The 19,227-nt window shown below is 61.5% G+C and carries 15 protein-coding genes and 5 pseudogenes; 12 read left to right on the top strand and 8 right to left on the bottom strand.

Annotation, left to right across the window (positions count from 1 at the left end; genetic code table 11):
* Window positions 1–120: 120 nt before the first annotated feature.
* A pseudogene (locus B6V73_RS19445) lies at window positions 121–830 on the top strand (IS6 family transposase).
* Between the two features lie 149 nt (window positions 831–979).
* Here B6V73_RS19445 and B6V73_RS19440 read toward each other — a convergent pair.
* The gene (locus tag B6V73_RS19440; RefSeq protein WP_088726197.1) at window positions 980–1,300 is read right to left on the bottom strand and encodes a hypothetical protein; all 321 of its coding nucleotides are present in this window, start codon (window positions 1,298–1,300) and stop codon (window positions 980–982) included.
* 330 nt (window positions 1,301–1,630) lie between these two features.
* Between B6V73_RS19440 and B6V73_RS19435 the strand changes: the two genes are divergently transcribed.
* The 4 genes from B6V73_RS19435 (at window position 1,631) to B6V73_RS19410 (ending at window position 7,238) form a co-directional block, all read left to right on the top strand.
* Window positions 1,631–3,025 carry a transketolase C-terminal domain-containing protein gene (locus tag B6V73_RS19435; protein WP_240504195.1) on the top strand — a complete coding sequence of 465 codons (1,395 nt, stop codon included), beginning with the start codon at window positions 1,631–1,633 and terminating at the stop codon, window positions 3,023–3,025.
* Between the two features lie 253 nt (window positions 3,026–3,278).
* The gene (locus B6V73_RS19430; protein ID WP_240504194.1) at window positions 3,279–4,271 is read left to right on the top strand and encodes a GSU2403 family nucleotidyltransferase fold protein; all 993 of its coding nucleotides are present in this window, start codon (window positions 3,279–3,281) and stop codon (window positions 4,269–4,271) included.
* Between the two features lie 627 nt (window positions 4,272–4,898).
* Complete coding sequence (locus tag B6V73_RS19420; RefSeq protein ID WP_088726196.1) at window positions 4,899–5,165, top strand: hypothetical protein; 267 nt, start codon at window positions 4,899–4,901, stop codon at window positions 5,163–5,165.
* A gap of 1,047 nt (window positions 5,166–6,212) precedes the next feature.
* Window positions 6,213–7,238, top strand: a complete 1,026-nt coding sequence (locus tag B6V73_RS19410) for an IS1595 family transposase (RefSeq protein WP_088726195.1) — start codon at window positions 6,213–6,215, stop codon at window positions 7,236–7,238.
* Between the two features lie 99 nt (window positions 7,239–7,337).
* On the opposite strand, the gene B6V73_RS19405 is transcribed toward B6V73_RS19410, so the two are convergent.
* Window positions 7,338–8,723: an IS1182 family transposase gene (locus tag B6V73_RS19405; protein ID WP_088726194.1), complete on the bottom strand. Its 1,386-nt coding sequence runs from the start codon at window positions 8,721–8,723 to the stop codon at window positions 7,338–7,340.
* 120 nt (window positions 8,724–8,843) lie between these two features.
* Between B6V73_RS19405 and B6V73_RS19400 the strand changes: the two genes are divergently transcribed.
* Window positions 8,844–9,488 carry a DUF2268 domain-containing putative Zn-dependent protease gene (locus B6V73_RS19400; protein WP_088726193.1) on the top strand — a complete coding sequence of 215 codons (645 nt, stop codon included), beginning with the start codon at window positions 8,844–8,846 and terminating at the stop codon, window positions 9,486–9,488.
* 89 nt (window positions 9,489–9,577) lie between these two features.
* Here the strand turns inward: B6V73_RS19400 and B6V73_RS21225 are convergent, their stop codons facing one another.
* Together B6V73_RS21225 and B6V73_RS19390 are read right to left on the bottom strand one after the other, a co-directional pair.
* Complete coding sequence (locus tag B6V73_RS21225) at window positions 9,578–10,825, bottom strand: HipA domain-containing protein (protein WP_088726192.1); 1,248 nt, start codon at window positions 10,823–10,825, stop codon at window positions 9,578–9,580.
* Window positions 10,818–11,153 carry a helix-turn-helix transcriptional regulator gene (locus B6V73_RS19390; protein ID WP_088726191.1) on the bottom strand — a complete coding sequence of 112 codons (336 nt, stop codon included), beginning with the start codon at window positions 11,151–11,153 and terminating at the stop codon, window positions 10,818–10,820. Before B6V73_RS19390 ends, B6V73_RS21225 begins: the two co-directional genes overlap by 8 nt.
* A 168-nt stretch (window positions 11,154–11,321) precedes the next feature.
* Between B6V73_RS19390 and B6V73_RS19385 the strand changes: the two are divergent.
* Window positions 11,322–12,597 (top strand): annotated as a pseudogene (locus B6V73_RS19385) (IS3 family transposase); the annotation flags it as partial.
* A gap of 7 nt (window positions 12,598–12,604) precedes the next feature.
* Here the strand turns inward: B6V73_RS19385 and B6V73_RS19380 are convergent.
* Window positions 12,605–13,121: pseudogene (locus B6V73_RS19380) on the bottom strand (winged helix-turn-helix domain-containing protein); the annotation flags it as partial.
* 166 nt (window positions 13,122–13,287) lie between these two features.
* On the opposite strand from B6V73_RS19380, the gene B6V73_RS19375 reads away from it, so the two are divergent.
* The 4 genes and pseudogenes from B6V73_RS19375 to B6V73_RS21220 form a co-directional block, all read left to right on the top strand.
* Window positions 13,288–14,025 carry a hypothetical protein gene (locus B6V73_RS19375; protein ID WP_088726189.1) on the top strand — a complete coding sequence of 246 codons (738 nt, stop codon included), beginning with the start codon at window positions 13,288–13,290 and terminating at the stop codon, window positions 14,023–14,025.
* 57 nt (window positions 14,026–14,082) lie between these two features.
* Window positions 14,083–14,280 (top strand): hypothetical protein, encoded by a 198-nt coding sequence (locus B6V73_RS19370; protein ID WP_088726188.1) that lies wholly within the window; start codon window positions 14,083–14,085, stop codon window positions 14,278–14,280.
* Window positions 14,270–14,620: a KluB gene (locus B6V73_RS19365; RefSeq protein WP_088726187.1), complete on the top strand. Its 351-nt coding sequence runs from the start codon at window positions 14,270–14,272 to the stop codon at window positions 14,618–14,620. Before B6V73_RS19370 ends, B6V73_RS19365 begins: the two co-directional genes overlap by 11 nt.
* Window positions 14,621–14,798: 178 nt before the next feature.
* Window positions 14,799–14,918 (top strand): annotated as a pseudogene (locus B6V73_RS21220) (IS110 family transposase); the annotation flags it as partial.
* Between the two features lie 260 nt (window positions 14,919–15,178).
* On the opposite strand, the pseudogene B6V73_RS20600 reads toward B6V73_RS21220, so the two are convergent.
* Window positions 15,179–15,265, bottom strand: a pseudogene (locus tag B6V73_RS20600) (IS5/IS1182 family transposase); the annotation flags it as partial.
* A gap of 130 nt (window positions 15,266–15,395) precedes the next feature.
* On the opposite strand from B6V73_RS20600, the gene B6V73_RS19360 reads away from it, so the two are divergent.
* Complete coding sequence (locus B6V73_RS19360; protein ID WP_143597951.1) at window positions 15,396–15,749, top strand: hypothetical protein; 354 nt, start codon at window positions 15,396–15,398, stop codon at window positions 15,747–15,749.
* Window positions 15,750–15,859: 110 nt separating this feature from the next.
* Here the strand turns inward: B6V73_RS19360 and B6V73_RS19355 are convergent, their stop codons facing one another.
* Complete coding sequence (locus B6V73_RS19355; protein WP_143597950.1) at window positions 15,860–17,263, bottom strand: site-specific integrase; 1,404 nt, start codon at window positions 17,261–17,263, stop codon at window positions 15,860–15,862.
* Window positions 17,260–19,140: a hypothetical protein gene (locus tag B6V73_RS19350; protein ID WP_088726185.1), complete on the bottom strand. Its 1,881-nt coding sequence runs from the start codon at window positions 19,138–19,140 to the stop codon at window positions 17,260–17,262. Before B6V73_RS19350 ends, B6V73_RS19355 begins: the two co-directional genes overlap by 4 nt.
* Window positions 19,141–19,227 lie beyond the last annotated feature (87 nt).

Genomic DNA, 19,227 nt, shown 5'->3' with positions numbered 1-19,227 from the left:
GCGACTGGGTGGACAGCCTGACCGCCTTGGCCGAGGATAGTTCAGGCGCATTGCAACTTCTTCAATGGGGCGCGGAGGGCTTTGTCAAGTTGACGAGGCTTGGTCTGACGCCTAGCGGGTCTGGATGATCAACATCGAAGCCGCGCCGCTCAAAGGTACCGCTTCCCGCGGTCAATCATCGCTTATGCAGTCTGGGCGTATCACAGGTTTGCCCTCAGCTTGCGCGATGTCGAGGATCTGTTGGATGAGCGGGGCGTGCAGGTCAGCTACGAGACAATCCGAGCTTGGGTTGCCCGTTTCGGACTGCAGTTTGCTCCCTCAATCCGACGGGATCGGCCTGCCGCGGCGGACAAATGATATCTCGATGAGGTCGTGATCTCAATCCGCAGCCGGAAGCATTGGTTCTGGCGCGCTGTCGACGCTAGGGCGATACAGTGGAGATCCTCGTGCAGAGCCGCCGGAATGCCAAAGCGGCCAAACGGTTCCTGCGCAAGCTGATGAGTCGCTGGGGATCGCCCCGCATGTTGGTCACCGACAAGCTGCCAAGCTACGGCGTAGCCCGACGCGCGCTTTGCCCGAGCGCCGATCACCGTGCCCACAAGGGGTTAAACAATCGGGCCGAGGCATCGCACCGACACACCCGACGGCGAGAGAAGATCATGGGTCGGTTCAAATCTTCCGGCCAGGCGCAGCGCTTCCTGTCCGTCCAGGATCAGACCGCCGCCCTCTTCCGTCCGAACCGCCAATGTCTCACCGCTGCATCCTACCGCCACGCCTGGGCTGATGCCTTCAGCTTTTGGTCCGATTTCGCGGCGGAGATCACGGCCTGATCTCAAGCGAAAGCGCTCCGTCCAAGCCCTTGCAGGCAACTTGACAAAGCCCACCCAGCGCTGGCCCTACCCTCGGACCACCGTCACACGAGAAAGCCCCCGCCGCGTAGCACGAGGAGTTCCGAGGACCAATTAGCTATTGGAGCTGATCAGGCGTTGCCGTTGACCACAACTATCAGGTTGTCATCGGTATCGATAAAGGCGGTTTCGACGTCGTCGGCGGTGTAGTCGGTGCCGTCGGACCCGACCGCATTCTTTAGACCAGCTGAGCCATTCTCAGCACTTTCGCCCTGCTGGTAGGAGAGCGCGGCGATCTCCACCTCACCATCGGTTCCTGCCTGATAATCGGAAAACTGATCGGTGGAAGCGGCACCGTTCGCCTTCAAGCCGGCGATGAGTTGACCGCAGGTCATGATCGACCCGCCTTGGTCCACGCCTGCGGTCGCACCAGCATCTGCCGAAGCGCTCATATCCGCGCTCGCGCCGGCATCGGTGTCCGCACCCCAGCTGCCCCCGAAGCGCCGCTGTTCATTTCAGTCGAGGCGCCAGCCGCATCTGTGCTATTGTGGGCAAGGGCCGCGACGAGAGCAGCGGAGGCGAGCAGACCGTCGAGGGCGAACGATTTGAGGCTACAGAGCATAGTGATCTCCTTCCATTTTTGATGTGCCAGTCTGACGATATCGAGACGGGCAGCACGATCGGGAAACTCCCCGAGCGTGCTTCGGGCCATCTTGGGCTGGGCAAGCTGAACTTTCTTTACGACGACAATGGCATCACCATCGACGGGCTGACTGACCTCCGTGTCCTTCTCGGAAGACGTTCCGGCGCGGCTTGCGGCCTGCGGCTGGCATGTGTTCCGTTGCGACGGGCATGACGCCAAGGCGCTCGATGAGGCTACAGCAGCGAAAATAACCGAGATCGCGAGTTCCAGCTTGACTGCGATGAAGACGGTAATCGGCTTCGGCTCGCCGAACCGGGCGGGCACGGCGAAGGCGCATGGAGCCACGCTGGGTGACGAAAAAGGAGCATTGGCCAAGCAGGCACTCGGCTGGAACGCCGCGCCTTTTGAAATCCCCGAAGACCTCGCCGCGGCCTGGGCCGCCATCGGTGCCCGCGGCAAGCAGGCCCGCGCGGAATGGGAAGACGCGCTCGCCGCCTCGGGCAAGGCCGCCGAGTTCACCGCCCGCGTCGAGGACAAGCTGCCCGAAGGCTACGCCACCGCCGTCGAGGCTGCGCGCGCCGAGCTGTTCGAGAAACCGCAATCGGTCGCAACCCGCAAAGCCTCGCAGATCGCGCTGGAGCATCTCGCCAAGGCAGTGCCCGCGATGATCGGCGGCAGCGCCGACCTATCCGGCTCCAACCTGACGCGGGTCGCGGCCGTCGACAGCACCTTCACCGCCGCGGCTCCGGGCCGTTACATCGGCTATGGCGTGCGCGAGTTCGGCATGGCAGCGGCGATGAACGGTTTGGCGCTGCATGGCGGCTTCAAGCCCTATGGCGGCACGTTCCTCGTATTCTCGGACTACGCGCGCAATGCGATCCGCCTGTCGGCCCTGATGGGGCTTGGCGTCACCTATGTGATGACCCACGACTCCATCGGGCTGGGCGAGGACGGCCCGACGCACCAGCCGGTCGAACATCTGGCATCCCTGCGCGCGATCCCCAACCTCAACGTGTTCCGGCCCGCGGATGCGGTGGAAACGCTGGAGGCCTGGGATCTCGCGATCCGGTCGACGGACACGCCGTCGCTGCTGGCGCTGTCGCGACAAGGGGTGCCGCAGCTGCGCGGCGCGGGGGATGAAAACCTGACCGCGCGCGGTGCATATGTGATCCGCTCCTTCGGGGAAGGCCGCGATGTGACGCTTCTCGCGACCGGGACCGCGGTTGCGCTGGCCGTGGAGGCCGCCGAGGCGCTGCACGCCGAGGGCCACAGCGTCGCGGTCGTCTCGATGCCCTGCTGGGAGCTGTTCGACGCGGAGCCCGAGGAGTACCGCGCCGAAGTTCTCGGCGCCGCCCCTCGGGTCGCCGTCGAGGCCGCGTCGGCCTTCGGCTGGACCCGCTACGTCGCGCGCGAGGCGGATGTGATCGGCATGCCGGGCTTTGGCGCCTCCGCCCCGGCGGAGCAACTTTACGCGGAGTTCGGCATCACGGCAGAAGCGGTCGTCGCACGCGCCAAGGCGCTGATCGCAGGCTAAGGCTGGCGCGGGCTCGAAAGACGGGCCCGCGCCCTCCCCTCGGTCGATGACCACACACAGGCAGCCAAGCGCGGGCGGTATTCGTGAGTACCACCAGCTCAAGCGATGCCCGGTTTCTGCTTGGTATCGGGGGCAATCCATCTTTCGGCAAAGCTAATTTCAATGTTGCCTATCAATTTACCATTTTGATAGATATAAATGTGCCAAGCAAAATATGGAGATGATAGGCATGACGCCTCTCAGCAGCATCGCCATGAGCGCCTATACAGATCTGGTGCGCCTTCTCAGGGATGACGCCCTGTCCGGTGTGGAGGGTAAACCGGCGCTCAAAGAACGCGGCGAGAAGGGTTACTGGTACGCGGCCCGTCGCGTCGGAACCGAGATGCGCTTCATCTATATCGGCGAAAACAACGATGAGACGCGCGCGCGCATCGCGCGCATCGAGGAGCTGCGCGCGACCGCGAAGGACCGACAGGCAGAGCGGTCGCGGCTGGTCCGGCTCTTGCGCGCCGAGGGCATGACGCCAACGGACCGGGCGACCGGCTCCGTCCTCTCCGCCATGGCGGCTGCGGGGACATTTCGGCTGGGTGGCACCCTTGTCGGAACGAATGCGTTCCGGCTCTATGAAGGTGAGCTGGGCATTCGTCTCCCTTTGGGTGGGATGGCCAATACCGGCGATATCGACATCGCGCAGTTCGAAAAGCTGAGCATCGCCCTGCAGGATCAGGTCGAGCCGGGGCTGGCCGAGACGTTCTCTGCGCTGAAGTTCGATCCCGTGCCCGGGCTCGACAAGGGCCGGACCTGGCGATGGGCGCAGGGTGGCAGCGGCCAGCTGGTCGAGTTTCTGACGCCCGCCTTCGGGAGCGAGACCATCCGCGACCTGCCCGCACTGGGCGTGGGGGCGCAGGCGCTGAACTACCTCAACTTCCTGATTGCCGAACCGATCTTTGCTGCGGCCCTCTATCGGTCGGGCATTCTCGTGCAGGTGCCGCGCCCCGAGCGCTTCGCGATCCACAAGCTGATCATCGCGGATCGACGGCGCGACGGATCAGGGAGCCTGAAATCCTCCAAGGATCGCGAGCAGGCAGCCTTCCTGATCGAAGCGATGGCAGAGGACAGGCCCGATGATCTGTCGCAGGCCTTCACGACCGCCATGGAGGTCGGACCGCGCTGGCGCGAGCATATCGGCAATTCGTTGAAGCGCATGCCCGAGACGAAATCCATACTCGAGAACCTGGATACGTAACCGCTGCATCCAGACCGAAATCCGGCGACTGCTGAGGCGAGCACAATTGGTTCAGCATATGCGTGCCACCGGTGAGGAGCTGGTGGCCCCCCCGAGTGCTTCATGCTCGCGGTCCCCGACTGGCGAGGAAGTCTACTTACGAAACCCCTCGAATGGCGGGCCAAATAATCGGATATCTAAAGTCTCGGAAATCGCGACAGATTCTTTGAGCTGTTCACTCGCTCCACTTTGCCAAGGAGGCGGCGAGTTCCGGGCGATCCTTCGCAACCTGCTCCAGGCTCAGGCCGACTTCGTCTGTCTGCTAGGCCTGCCGGATGGCGCGCACGCCGGCGGCCGCGTCCATCGGGTGGCCGTGAATTCCGCTACTGCCCAGATAAGTCAGAACCAGCGTTCGCCCGGTGCGCCCGTAGGTGTCGACCGCCTGACCGCCCCATAGCCCCGAACAGACCACCGGAAGCGGGCGATCCGCGTCAGAGAAGGAGCACCTTGCGACACCGCTTCTCCGGCATCCTTTGTCGCGTCGCGTGCCTGTGGACCTTCGCAGCGTCTCGAGTGAAGGGCCGATTGCTCGGACGCCTCACACGCTAAAAGCTCCCATCGATGCTTAAACCGTGCTATAAATAACGGATGAAGAACTTTCGCGACAAGATGCTAGAGGTGCGCCCTGAGATCGCGGAGCGCGAGGCCGAGTTTCCGGACAAGATTGATCTCGCGATGGAACTCCGTGCGCTGCGCGACGCAGCCGATCTAAGCCAGGAAGAAATCGCTAGTCTTTCAGAGTTGTCGCTTGGAGATGTTCTGGCCTGCGAGGCGCTTACCGGAGAGATGCCGGCGCCTGACCTTGTCGCAGCGTATCGCACTGCGGTTCACAAGCACACATCTTTGCAAGCTTAGCCCGGGGGCAAGAACTCACCGCCAGCCAAACGTGCGAACAAGAGTGCGTTCATCCTGGAAACAGATACAGGCCCGAAGATTTCGGACATGAGCGCTGACCGCGGTGCAGGCGCCACCCCCCACTGCGGCCAGTAAAGTGCAGCTGGTCGAGCTTCTGTTGCTAGGTGTAGCTCGGCGCAACGCATACGAACCGCGCATACCCTGAAACCCTTGCTGAGCAGTGATCCACCACTCGATACGCATTCTGGAACTCTTCTGTCAGAGCCGTCGCCTGCGTCAGCACGTAAGTACTCAACACCCTGAGCCGAAGGGGACGCTTTTTTCCCCACAGCGGCCAGCAACTTGAGCAGGTTCAGTAGCGGCCAATTTTCAAGGGTAACGTCGAGAAGGAGCCGCTCGCGTGAACAGACTGTGCCGAAATCGATCGCCCGTTCAACCCGCCCCCCATGAAGGCGTCGAAGCATGCCGATGAAGAGCGCCTCCTTCTCCTCCTGGGTGTGAGGCTCACCTTCCTCGAGGGGGCCCGAACCGAAAGACGGGCATCGGCTGGATCGGCTGTTGCCATTCCCAGCGCGTGGCGATCGCGATACGCTTCACCCCGACCTTGTGGCCTCGAACGGTGACGTCGATCCGACGTGCTTGCGCCCATGCTCGGTCCAGCGCTTTGGCGGAGCCACCGACATTGTGGCAACTCTTGGCTTCGGCGACAGTCAACGAAGACAGGTCGGATGCGCAGGCGATCCAGTCAGGCAGGTCGTCACAGGTGAGACGTGTGATCTTGACCTTAAGTCTGCGATCGAGGTCGATCGTGCGGCTGCCGAGGTGGGCGAAAATCGACTTCCAGATCGACGATGGGGCTGGTAACCGAGCTCACGCTTGGCGGATCGAAGCTATACAAAAACCCTATTATCCACGAGAAAAAGCAAGGCTTTCGGAAATTCTCAGCCTGCTTGCCTCGCGAAGGCCCCGGCTACGCCATAACGTCGTCGCTTCCGGTTAGGAGAAATCGGCCAATCTTCTGGGTTTCCCCCGAAGCGAGGCCACTACATGATCACCGAACTGAAGTCCGTCCGCGATGTCTGGAAGAAGATGCCGACCGAACGTCACGCGCGGCTCTTCCTCGAGAACGCCGTTTGGGGCGATGACCGGTTCTGTCCACATTGCGGCAGCTTGAGTTCGCGCCCGCTGCGCGGTGCATCCGTGCGCCCTGGCCTGTATCAGTGCATCGAGAGTGAATGCCGCCGCCAGTTCACCGTAACCACGAGGACGCCGCTCCACGCGACGAAGCTGGATCTCCGGACCTGGATCGCCGCGATGTTCCTCGTGCTGACGTCTTCCAAGGGAATCTCGTCGGTCGTGATGTCGCGCATCTTGGGGGTGAACCAGAAGACCGCGTGGAAGCTTGGCCACGCCATACGCGAGATGATGGATGATCGGCAGGGCATTGCCGGCCGACTGTCGGGTGTAGTCGAGGTCGATGAGGCCTTCGTCGGCGGCAAGCCAAAGTTCCGCCATGGCGTCAAGAACAAGCGGGGTCGAGGAACAGGCAAGCCGATCGCGCTCGTTGCTGCGGCGCGGAACGGTCAGGCTCGAGCCGTGCTCATCGCGAATGCTCAAGGGCGCACGATGAAGCCCATCATCGAGGGCTGGATCGACCCTACCTCGGCGCTCATCACCGACAAGAACCCGAGTTACGGAAAGATCGGAGCATCTTTTGCCAGCCACCATACAATCCAACACAACAAGCGCCAGTATGCGAACACGAAGACCGGGGCGCACATCAACACCGTCGAGGCGGTGAACGCGGTTGTCCAACGCGCTCTGATCGGCGTGTATCACCGTCTCGGACGGAAGCACCTACAGCGATACCTCGACGAGATCATCTGGCGGTGGAACCATAGGACCCCGGAGAGCAAAGTGCGGAAGCGGAAGTCTTCATCGGGCCTCTCAACCGCCGAGACCACGACAGTATGGAGGCCGATCCCGGTTGTGGATCAGATGCGCGGCCTGCTCTGCCGAGCCGTCGGCCGCCAGATGAGACGCACACCGTCGTGGGGTCTTCGGTGGCCATGACCCCGTCGCAGCGAATGGCCGCTGTCCGCCGATTCTGTGGAAAAACACCCGTTCGCGATTGCAGAAATTGGAAGCTTTCGTGATGTGCGACTGCCTTTCCTATAAGGCTTTTCGCGGTTGCTGCGGTGCGGGAAGGATCTTTGCCAGCTTCCTGAGGTTCTGGGCGGTTGCGGCGAGGAGAAATTCGTCATTTGCGCCGCACGGGCCACGTAGTCGGAGGCGTCCGAGGCCAAGGATGCGTTTGAGGTGCGCGAAGAGCATCTCGACCTTCTTCCGGAGCTTCATCGAGACCTCGTATTGCCTGGTCTTTGCGATGTCCCTGGCGACCTGGCGGGCGTCTTCGTGTTCCTCGCGGGTGATGGACGAGTCCATGTTCGGGCAGCAGTGCTGCTTCGAAGGGCAGGCCTGACAGATGTGCTTCAAGCCGCGGTATTTGGCGACGCCCTTGCCGGTCGGTCCTCTGTTCGGGTCGGAATAGTTCCGGCGGAACTGCTTCAGCGTCTGGCCCTCTGGGCAGATGTATTGATTGTTTTCGGCGTCCCACTCGAAGTCGGCCCGAGTCCAGGTGCCGTCGTTACGGCCCGACTTGTCCAAGACGGGGATGTGCGGCGCGATCTTGCGCTCGACCAGCCAACCCAGCATCGGCCCGGTGCCATAGGCGGTATCCGCGATCAGGCGTTCGGGATGCAAATCGAACTTGGCCTTAACCCGGTCCAGCATGGTGCGTGTCGAGCCGACCTCCGCCTGCCGGATCGACCGCGTCGCCTCGACATCCACAATGACGCCGTGATCCGTGTCGATCAGGTAGTTGTCTGAATAGCTAAAGAATGCCGGACCCTTGCGCGCTGCCGTCCACTGGCTGGCCGGGTCGGAATGCGAGGTGAACTTGGGCTGGACCTCGCTGGCGGCACCGAAGGCGGCCTCGTCCAGCGTCTCAAGATACTCGCGAACGGCGCGGGGCGCATCCGTCGGATCGATTTGCGAGGCGTCCCACTCTTCCTTCGGCGTCGAGTTCTGTTTGTTCGCATCCGCCTCGATCAGGCTGGCATCGACCGCCATGCGCTGCCCGCTCACCAGGCCTTCCTCAATGCAGCGTGCGACCGTCATCTCGAACAGGTGGCGTAGCAGCTCGCTGTCACGAAACCGGCCATGGCGGTTCTTCGAAAAGGTGGAGTGATCCGGCACCCGGTCAGCAAGGTCGAGCCGGCAGAACCAGCGATACGCCAAGTTCAGATGCACCTCTTCGCAGAGGCGCCGCTCGGACCGGATGCCGGACCAATAGCCGACCAGGAGCATGCGGATCAGCAGTTCGGGGTCGACAGACGGACGGCCCGTGTGGCTGTAGAAATCCGCAAGATGAGCACGGATGCCGCTCAGATCGACGAACCGGTCGATGGATCGAAGTAGGTGATCTTGCGGAACATGATCCTCCAGCGAAAACTCGTAGAACAGCGCTGGCTTAGCTTCCTGCTTCGGTCCCATCATCGCCAATCCTCCCACCTGATGTCGGAATTGAATCAGCGCCACGCCCAGCAATCAAGCGCGAGTTTTTCAACGGAATAAGCCCATTGCGGTCATAGGCATTCAAATGCGATGTTTCCAACCATGCCCAAGATGATCTTGCATATGATCAACGCGCGCCATCAGCTTACCGGCATAGCTAAATGGCTTTCAGAGCGGCTGGACGATGCTTTTGCGGTGTCTGCTAAGCATTTGTCGCTGCTCGATACGGATGTGATCATAAGGGCCGGTAAAGCCGTCATTCCTGAGAAGGGGCATCTGGGATATGCGCCCGAAAGGGGGCTGATCTACGTTACCGTAGACCCGGAAAATCCAGTCTTGCGGACGAACCCATCACAGTCTTTGGAACGTATGCTGGCGCATGAACTGCACCATTCCTCACGCTGGGACGGTCCAGGTTATGGCAAAACACTCGGTGAGGCGCTTGTTTCGGAGGGGTTGGCTGGGCATTTCGCACAGGAAGTTTATGGCGGCGAGCGTGAGCCTTGGGAGCAAGTGCCAGTCAGCACCTTGCGTCCCTACCTTTTCAAAGCTCAAGCTGATTGGCAAAGCGCCGATTACAATCATGCTGAATGGTTCTTCGGATCACATGAATTCCCGGCATGGGTGGGTTACTCCCTCGGGTATGAGATGGTCGGGCGTTATCTGGCTGCGCATGGTGATGCGCGTGCCGCGAAACTGGTCCACGCGCATGCTGCCGATTTTCGCGTATTTCTTGACGCTGTTTGAGGGGCCAGTTCGTCCGAGAAGCTGTCGAACGCGAACTTGGCGAGCCTCCTGCTTTTTCTCGTGGATAATAGGGTACAAAAATGTCCTGATCATAACGCCAACGCCCGAGTGAGATCGTCGTGTTCGAAGGCGCTGGCCATGCGGGTAATCTCGGACGCTCGTGCCCCTACGACCTTTGCGGTCTCGCGCCAAGTCGCAGTCACGGTCGCCACCTCCTTGATGATCGCGCGTGCCTGCGCCAGCGTTACGGCGAAATACTCCGAACTCCGTTCAAGCAGATCGAGCGAGCATGTGCCCTCATCGAGGTCGATGTTCGTCGTCAGCACGCGCGCCTTGAGGTCCGTGGGCACCGGATTGAGGTCGTAGGCGGGCGAGAGCGACCATCCAGTCTTGCCGAGCCACAGAAAGCCGTGATTGCGCAAATGATCGTCGACGTTGGAGACTAGAACATTGAACACGACACGCCTATAAAGTGCGTGAGCGTCCGTCTTTGCCTGTGCGCCATGCTGGGTCAGTGCATCAACGATCTCGGGATAGCTGCCACGTTCGCCGTCCTTGGCACCCATCATCGCCATCGCAGACAGGAACGGAATGCGGATCGCACCATCTCGGTCGAAGCGTCGCGATAGCATCACCGATTTACCAGCCACTTCGACAAGTTCGTGATGTGGGGTGGCGATACCGGCTTGGCCAGCCAGCCGTAGCGCGATCTCCTCCCAGGTTTCCATACTATAGTCATCTGTCTCCTTGGGAAATTTGGCGATGGAGAGATGGCCATGTTGGTCGATAATCGAGGCTTTCGGCCGCGCACCACCAAGGGAAGAGCCGGGCGCGAAGATCAATTGAAGATCTTCGTCGGTTTCCTTGTCCCGGAGAATCCGCTCGGTGATCTGGAGCAGACGGTCAAGCTCGCTCAAGGCTGGCACACCGGCCCTTATCGGCGCCTGGAAAGGCTTTTCGCCGACCCAGCGAAACCGTAGCGCGCCGAGGCGCGTCTCATCTGCGACCCCCAGCAGGTAATCACTTTCCGCTAGCGTGCGGACTGCTCGGCCCTCGCGTTCGGCTAAGCGACGCTCGGCACGCTGCATCAGGCGGCGGCCCCAGGTATCTGGCGCGGAGTCGCCGATGGATCCGAAATTCGCCAGACCGGCAGGAGGAGCGAAGGCGCCGCGCGTAAGAGCGAGCGCAGGCTCAAGTGAGAAGCGCTCGGCGTCCTCAAGCCAGGCGCCGTCATATTCGAAGAGGATGGTCTCTGTGCCTCGAACGCGGTTGCTTCTCGCCAATCCGATCGGGAGCGTGCGACCGTGAAGATCGATATGGACCTCGAAGTCAGCCATCGCGGGACGACCTCGTTGACCGCGTTACATGAACGCGCTTGGGCAGATCGGCACTCGCCAGTGCCTGCCCGACACTATCATTGCTTATGTCGGCAACTTGACCAAGACCTTCAAGCAGCCCAAGGGCCTGAAGTACAGCAGCATAGATGCCGATGCTGACATTTGTGTCGCCGGCTTCGACCCTTTGGAGGGTCGAACGGGATGTGAACGCACGCTCCGCGACGACTGCCATGGGCAGCTTTCGGCGGCGTCTGGCGTCGTGGATATCCGCGCCGATCTTACGCAGGGCGCGGCGCACGGCCAGTGGAGGAGTATGTGGAGTAGGAATTTAGAAGCCTTTGCACTGCATATTTTCGTACTATGTAGCACGAAGCTAACACTTTTTCCAGTCCCCCAGGGTGACTAGCGCAGTGTCTGACGTCAGCGCCAATGGGACAGTTTAGGGTGATTTGATAAGAGAGGGTTTCTGGCTCATCGTAACCACCAAGGAGTGGAAATGAGACCGAAACCCGGAACCAAGCAGAGCCACGGCGAGAAAGTCGTCAAGGACATCCGCCGTGCGACCCGCAAACAATATTCGGCCGAGGAGAAGATCAGGATCGTGCTGGACGGCCTGAAGGGCGAGGACAGGATTGCCGAGCTGTGCCGCCGTGAAGGCATTGCCCAGAGACTCTATTACAGTTGGTCCAAGGAATTCCTCGAGGCTGGGAAGAGGCGCCTTGCGGGCGACACGGCGCGTGCGGCGACGTCGAACGAGGTCAAGGATCTGCGCCGAGAGGCTCGTGATCTGAAGGAGGTCGTGGCCGAGCAGGCCCTCGAACTGCGGCTGCTCAAAAAAGCATGATCGCGGATGGGGGAGACGACGAATGAGGTATCCCGCATCCGAGAAACTGGAGATCATCCGCCTCGTCGAAGGATCGCATCTGCCGACCAAGCGTACGTTGGACAAGCTCGGCATCCCCAGGACTACCTTCTATCGCTGGTATGCCCGGTATCTGGCCGACGGGCCCGAGGTGCTTGAGGATCGTAGCCTCAGGCCATCGCGGGTCTGGAACCGCATTCCCGAGCCGGTGCGCGAGAAGATCAAGGAGCTCGCCCTGCAGGAAAGCGAGCTGTCGCCGCGTGAGCTGGCCGTTCAGTTCACCGACACGGAAAAGTATTTTGTATCAGAGGCTTCGGTCTATCGCATCCTCAAGTCTTACGACCTGATCACCAGCCTGGCCTATGTGGTTCTGTCGGCAACCGACGAGTTCCGGGACAAGACCACACGGCCAAACCAGCTCTGGCAGACCGACTTCACCTACCTGAAGGTCATCGGCTGGGGCTGGTTCTATCTCAGCACCATCCTCGATGATTACAGCCGTTACATCATCGTCTGGAAGCTCTGCACGACAATGAAGTCGGGCGACGTGACCGACACGCTGGACCTGGCGCTGCAAGCCTCGGGCTGCGATCAGGCAACGGTCTTGCACAAGCCGCGCCTGCTCTCCGACAACGGCGCCAGTTACATCTCGGGCGAACTGGCCGACTGGCTGGAAGATCGGCAGATGGATCATGTCCGCGGGGCGCCATACCATCCGCAGACTCAGGGTAAGATCGAACGTTGGCACCAGACCCTGAAGAACCGCATTCTGCTGGAGAACTACTATTTTCCGGGCGATCTCAGGCAGAAAATCGACGCCTTCGTCGAGCATTACAACCATCGGCGCTACCACGAGAGCCTGCAGAACCTCACCCCGGCCGATGTCTACTTCGGACGCGGCCAGACCCTCTCTTAGATCAGGCCGCCAACTGGCCCAAAATCCCTGATGACGGACACCTCATTACACGTCCGGGACTGGCTGCTCGGCATGTCGAGCGAAGGAGCCTAAGTGGATCGCCCAAGTTCGTCGCAGGCAAGGCAGTCGGGCGAAGCTGTCGCACGCGAGTTTGGTGAACCTCCTGCTTTTTCTCGTGGATAATAGGAAAGTTTTTCAAAAGCGCCTGCGCCGCGGGGTCGGACTTCGGGTGGTGCGGGAGCACCGACAGACGCCGGTAGCCGAGCATCGCCAGATACTTGCCTACCGTGCGCTCGTGCAGTTCGATGCCAAAGCGCTCTGCGATCCGAGCCCGCAGGTCCTGCCGACGCCAGCGCACCACACCGTCGGGGCCCGCCTCCACCCCAGCCGGCAAGCTCGGTGATCTGCGCCGCATCGAGCTGCCGCGAGGGCGCCGGGGCCAAGCGGTTCTCCAGCCCCGCCAGCCCCTCTCTGTTGTAGCGATGCACGCAGTCTCGGAGGGTCTGCCGATCCATTCCGCAGCGCATCTCGGCGTTTTCTCACACCTCATACCACCCCGTCGGTTTCACCATCGGAAGTTTCGGTTGGGTCTCTGCTTGGCCAAGAAAGACCCTCGCACGGTCGAGCGGCGATCTCTGTCTGACGACCCAAACTTTTTTCTTTGGCCGCGGAAGCCTCGAACCAATGTTCAAGGCAGAGTTGAAAGATATCGAAGGAATTCACATGAACTCTCAAAGTCAATCCATCTTTTCCGCAAGAAACCCGCAGCATGCCCTTCCGCATGTCTCGTTCCGGCGCCCGCCGGAGAATGTCGCGATTTGGCACAAGTTCCCTGCCTTTCCCGTTACCGTCACGACGGACCCGGACCGGAGGGGAAGCGTGCTCTCGCCGATCGAATCCGCCGTCGTGGGGGACATCACCGGGATCGCTTCGGGCTACCACATCTGTCTCGACGAAGACCGTGAACTCACGCAACATTTCGAGGCGGTCTACCACGTGGCCCCTGACGGACATGACGAGGCGCACTACAGGGATCTTCCGGACCTGGCCAAATCCAAGGTCGCGGACCTGATCCTTGAGTGTATCTTCTTCAACCAGCACATCATCGATGATGTCAGCGACTGGCGCATCGCGTTGGATCCGTACAACTTCGAGATCCTCGAGTTCCACTTCGCCCAGGCGCGGATCCTCGTCGATTCCCGGTTCATCAAGAGTCCCGAGAGGTTCTACCTCGACGTCGACGACGCTCTGGACGATGGCAATCTTCTCGGGCCGGTGCTCGTTGAACTTTTCGGGCAGCCGTCTCGCCTGGAGGCGGAGGCGCTCGTCTACAAGCACATGGCCTACATGTCGGCGCTTCTCCCTGCACACCTGGTGTTCCCGATGAATCAGTGGTGGTTCAGCGAGTGGGCGCCGAGGTAGGCCGGGTTGCCGAAGGTACGTTGACGCGCAACGCAGAAGGCCTAAGCCCGCGATCGTGTGGCACGGGGCCAGTATGCGAGCCTGAGCGCGGTTCTTCAGCAGGGCCTCGGGCTGCTGCGCACCAAGTCGCAGACCGCGGATGCCCTGCGCGCGCTTCTCGCGCAGCGGCAGGCGGGCGGCTTCGTCCCGGCCGAAGAGGGGCACCGCACGACGCAGGACATGATCGCGCGCAAGCGGGCCGAAAGTGGCCCATGAGGTGCTGCGCGCCCGGGCCTTGGCGCGCGATCTGGAGCAGATCTTCGACTACCTGATTTCGGCGGCGGAGGGGTTTGGCGAGTATCCCGAAAGCGCCTTCGCACTTGTCGAGCGCCGGATCGCGGCGATCGAGGCGGACTTGGATGCGTTTGGCACCGCGCCCCATCAGGGCACGCTGCGGCCGGAACTGGGCGCCGGGGTGCGCAATGTCACGAAGGGCAGGGCGGTCTTCTACTTCGATCTCGACGAGGCCGCCGCGACACTTCGCGTTCTTGCGGTGTTTTTCGGCGGCCAGGACCACCAGACCCGGATGCTGCTCCGATCGCTAAGGGGCCCCTGACCGGACGCCCTGAAGGCTCTGTCAGGAGACGAGGCTTGGTCTGGCGCTTAGCGGGTCTGGATGATCAACATCGAAGCTGCGCCGTTCAAAGGGTACCGCTTCCCGCAGTCAATCATCGCTTATGCAGTCTGTCTTCTGCCGGAGCCTCGGCGGTCCTCGACAGCGAGCCTGGGCAAAAGCGATCGCAGAACGCACCGGGCCGCGAAAGGCCAAGGTTGCGCTGGCCCGGAAACTGGCCGTCATCCTTCACGCGATGTGGCGCACGAACACCCCCTTCAGGGAGACGCCGATGGCCTGAACGGGGAACAAGTCCCCGACGCTGATCCTCAGCGCCTCCGGATGCGTCCAGCCGGGACGCGCGGCGAGGGTGAGATCGCTCCGTGAACTGCGGCACCGACCGTGCACACCACTTCGATCACCCGACCCTGAACGCAAACATGCTGCGTCCGAGCGGCGACTGCGGAGAGAACCTCAGAGCCCGGCCCGCACGATGACGCGAAAGAAAATCCGCACTTGACCAAGGCGATTAGAGAACGACACGGGCACTAACTTCTCGGTTCATAACCAGAACATAACCGTTGCAGCGGGTGAGATCGCTGAGAGGACGACCTTGGGACACCGGTCGTAGCGCGTGGCGAGGCGTTTGGTGCGCATGAGGATGCGCCCGAGAAAGTGCCACCAAAGTAAGCGACGCTTCTGAAGGGGCTGGATGTCGCCGCCACAGATCTGGTCCGAGCGCTAGCCGAGAAAACTTATCTTACGGAAGAGGCGTTCGATGTTGCTTGCACATCGCAACCACGCAGGGTGGGAGCGTAGTAAGAAAGTCCAACAGCCGATGCCGCTGGAGCCGTTTGCGAAACACAATCGCTCCCGCTTCATCCTGCCCGGCAAGCCTGCAAACGGTCTTGACCAGATCAATACCCAAAACCTTGAAGGGCTAGCGCACCGTGTCGGAGCTGGTCGCGAAATACGGCGTGCATCTCGAGGGGCATCGGACATCTGCGAACGCGGGGGGAACAAGAAAGCCGAGGCCGACGAAAGACGCTGCGGTCGCTGCGCGCAAAGCTCGGAGATTTGGCCGTCGCCAACGATTTTTCCACGAAAGCTCAAGCCCTGGACCGACAAGTGAGGCGCGGGATGATCGAACGCTCTCAAACCGCGCTGTCGGTAGGGGCTCAATGCCGCCTGCTGTCGATCCCGCAAGAATTGCTGCATATCCTCTTCTGTAGTACTCGCCACTCAATTGGCGAGCGTGCCGATCAGCGCATCGAAGTTGCGCACAGCCACACTTTCGTCGAAATCCGACCGATAGACCCGCTGTGTCGTCCTGTTGGTATGCCCCAGCATCTTTTGAAGGGCCCAGAGAGCATCCGGTCGCGCCCTGCGAAGCAGATCGGCAATGAGGGTGCGCACAAGATGGCCGTGGATCCCGAAGTCTTGGGCCAGCCGCCGATTGATATAGCCCTCGGCAACGACCCGCTCTGAGAGCGTCAGCAGGTTCATGCCTTCGACCTCACCGAGACGTTGAGCCAGCATCCAGTCCGGCCGGTCTCCCAGGATGAACCGGTCGATCAATGCGGAGGTGCCAGGCCAAAGCAGGTCCAGGTCTTTCTTGTTGCCGGTCTTGTTCTGCCGGATCCCATGCCCCCAGTCGCCGGTATCGCTGCGGCAAAGATCTACCCCGACGCGATATTCCCGCAGATCGCCCTGGCGATCACCGGTATTCACCAGCAGGGCGTAGATCATCGCTTTTTGGCGCAGCTTGAACGCCGATGTGGAACCTCCCGGCAGGCACTCCGCTTCGGCGCGCGCCGCATCGGCCTCGTCCAATAAACCTGCAAGCGTAAACCTCGTGCGAAACTCTTTCAGCCGCTCCCATTTCCCGGGATCGGTGGCCACCGCTTCGCAATGAAGCGCCGAGATTAGCTCGCCAATCGCCTCGAAGCTTTCCTCGTCGAACAGCCCGGCACGCAGGAAGAACATTCGGACACATTGGAGGTAGTCGCGCGCGGTGCCGAATGAGACGTTCCGCTCCTCGTCGAGATAGTGCAGGAAGCCGTCGTAGAGTTCGTCCGAGGGACACTCGGGAAGGTCCACGCCCCGGCTGGCCGCCCAGCTCCGTGCGCGAGCAAGCAGTCCGACGGCAGACACCAAGGCGCTTTTTGTTTTCGGCGCGAGCGGTTTCAATCGCACCCCGTAGGGCCGCACGCTCCGCTCCAGGGTCGGCAGAGCCGTGCGCCAGGCCACCGGCCAGTGATCCGGCGCGAGGCCCACAAGGCGGGTTGGTCCTTCGACTTTCTCTTTTTTGTTGTACCTCGCATTGAGCCAGCGATCCCATTCCTGCTTGACCGGGACCGAGGGGGAAAGCGGTACGTCCGGCGCAAACTGACGCAGGGCCGCGACGAGACAGCGAAACCGGGACCGCGACGTGCCGGTCAAACGAAAAACCTCCGCGGTCACCTGTTCCGGCGCGAGCCCAGAGTTGTACAATTCGACAAAGAAGGCCTCCAGCGCAGCGGGCATGCCGCGTTGGGAAAACTCCTTCTGCCGCAGATGGTCCTGCATCCGCTCTACCACGTTTCGTGGGACGTGTGGCATTCGCGCGGGCAGCTCCCCTGCCCTTTGGTCTCGGGTCTTGGTCATGCGGTTCTCCTGTTCAGAAAGGTCTCGAGCGTCGGGTCGAGCGCCTCGAGCGCCTCGGCAAAGAGCTTCGCGGCCGCCGCGCCTTCGCCTCGCGCGTAGAATTTTTCCACTGTGGAAACCTTGTCGCAGAGGAACGCGGCGACGGTCGCGTAATCACCCGGATTTGCGGCTAGCCAGATCGTCGCCATGACATGTCGCATCAGGTGTGGTTGAAGGCCCGGAACACCTATCCTCGCGACACATTTATTCCAGACCCTGTTGTATGTGTGGCGCGACAGCAGCCCCTTCGGCCCGGGAAGGAGCAGCACGTTTGCGTCGAAATCGATCCCGTGTTTCTCGCACCATTTCGGGAGCCCCTGATCGAGCCATTGCATGATGACACGCCACTGGCGCTCAGGAATCTCGCCGGCGATCGGGCTGGCGTTCTTCACGCGACGACGATCGATCTCAAGCCAGGGTCTGGCGTCGCGGAGGGGTCGAAGCAACTCGGCATTATCACCGCAGATGATGAGCTCGTGCACGTTCCTCGAGCGCACCGAACGCGCAAGTAGCAGCGCCAGCAAACTTGCCCCCATCGAGAGATGCAGCGCCGCCTCTCGCTCGCGCGTCTTGAAACTTTTCCAGTCGTCGAAGACCAGTTGAGCCTCCTCAGCCAGCCGGCGCGGACCTGAAACGATCGCGCGAGGCACGGCAGGATCGCGCTGCACGAGTTTCACGAATTGCTCCCGCTCTTTCGACATTTCGCGGCTTTGATGGCTGTCGACGCGATCAAACCGCGCGTCTTCCAACTCAAACACCACGTCCTCGGGCCATTCGTTGCGATCCGCGAGGACCTGAAGGCGCGCAAGCACCCCGCCTGCGGATGACGTCTCCGTCGGATTGAGCAGAACCTCGGACGCCTCGGCACGCGCGATGTAGGTATCGACCGCTCGCTTGACAATCTCGGTAGTGAACAGGTCGCGGATATCGTTCAGATGATAGGAAACAGACCGATCGGGATACGCGTGCCGCACCAGCCAGCTCAGCGCATTGAGATGGTTCTTGCGCGCACTGTCAGGATTTCCGACGCCACGGCGACGGCCCTTGCGCTGGCCCGCCGCAGAAAGCCGCCCCTTGCCGAGCTTGCCTTTGAACCGGTCGCCGCGCCGCGTGCGATCCGCAGCGATCGCCCGTGTGATCGCGCGGTCACGGGAGGCAACGAAGGCGGGCGTAAAGCGCGTCCAATCGAGAGACGCGTCCCGCAGGTGCGGGATCGGACCGATCGGAAGCTGCGGCAGAAGATGAGCAATCGCCGGATGCCGGTTCTTCTCACGCACGAGGCGATTGAACGCGGCTATAGCGTTGCGAAACGATGCAGCCTTGTCCGCGCGGCACGCAATCAAGCTCTGGCGGGCAGTTTCGGTCGTCACCTCGCTCGGGTGCAGATGACCGCCGTGCGAGCGCAGGATTGTCATCGAGACCGAGAACATGTTCGGCAGGATGCGATTGCCTGCGTCATCGAAGGTGTTCTCGACACGCGCGGCGTAGTCCACGATTTGATCCCAGGCGCCGCGCTGGTCGGAGACCTTTACGGGCGCCGTCACGCTCTCCTGCGCGCGCCGGATCGTCGACGCGATCTTCTTCACCCAAATGTTGAACGCTGCTTCCTGGTCGCCCGGCGTAGCGCCGCGGAATTCGCCGGCCCAGATGATTGACTGCGCGCGACGGATCCAATCATTTTCATTGGCGGGAATTTGCGACAGCCGCAGCCCCGTAAGACGTTCGGCCTTGTGCAACGCAGCCGCGAGGGTCTTCGCGGACGCCTCGGAATAGACTGACGGCAGGAGAAGCGCGACATCTTTGAGGGTTTTCAGCCCGATAGATTGTTCGTTGCTCATCTTTTCATTTCCTCCTGTCGGTTTTCATTCGACCGCCCGACCGTTCATTGCGACAATATGAATGGAACGGGGTGCGAAGTTTGGACC

Source organism: Thioclava sp. JM3, assembly GCF_002213185.1.
GTDB lineage: Bacteria > Pseudomonadota > Alphaproteobacteria > Rhodobacterales > Rhodobacteraceae > Thioclava > Thioclava nitratireducens.
Note: the sequence above shows the minus strand (reverse complement) of the source record. Positions and strands in the feature narration are given on the sequence as shown.